Raw genomic sequence first — 355 nt, 5'->3', positions numbered from 1 at the left:
GTACCGCCAACTGGCACAGCAGCTTTGCCAAAGGAATGGCCATGCTGCACAGGAAGACCACCACGGCCACGCCGCGCATTTGTGAATTGTACAGGCCCACCACCCCGCTCCAGACCGTATCGTCCGAAGTCTGGCCAAGCAGATGCAGCTGCATGATTGGCAGGAAATTGGCTGGCACGAAAAGCAACAGGGCGGTCAACACCAAGGCCAGGCTGCGGTTGACCACATTGTGCCGGTGGGCATAAAGCTCGTAGCCGCAGCGCGGGCACAGGGCTTTTTCATCGTGCTGCAGCACTGGCTTGCGCAGCAACAGGTCGCATTCGTGACAAGCAACGAGTTCGTCCAGCGGCAAGTG

At 59.4% G+C, this 355-nt stretch carries 1 protein-coding gene; it reads right to left on the bottom strand.

Annotation, left to right across the window (positions count from 1 at the left end):
* The coding region (locus SB765_RS28390) for a paraquat-inducible protein A (RefSeq protein ID WP_410932322.1) at window positions 1-352 on the bottom strand (352 nt) is incomplete at its 3' end.
* Window positions 353-355 lie beyond the last annotated feature (3 nt).

The organism is Pseudomonas sp. SIMBA_067, from assembly GCF_046534675.1.
GTDB lineage: Bacteria > Pseudomonadota > Gammaproteobacteria > Pseudomonadales > Pseudomonadaceae > Aquipseudomonas > Aquipseudomonas putida.
The sequence above is the reverse complement of the archived record's forward strand: the minus strand, read 5'-3'. Positions and strand labels throughout refer to the sequence as shown.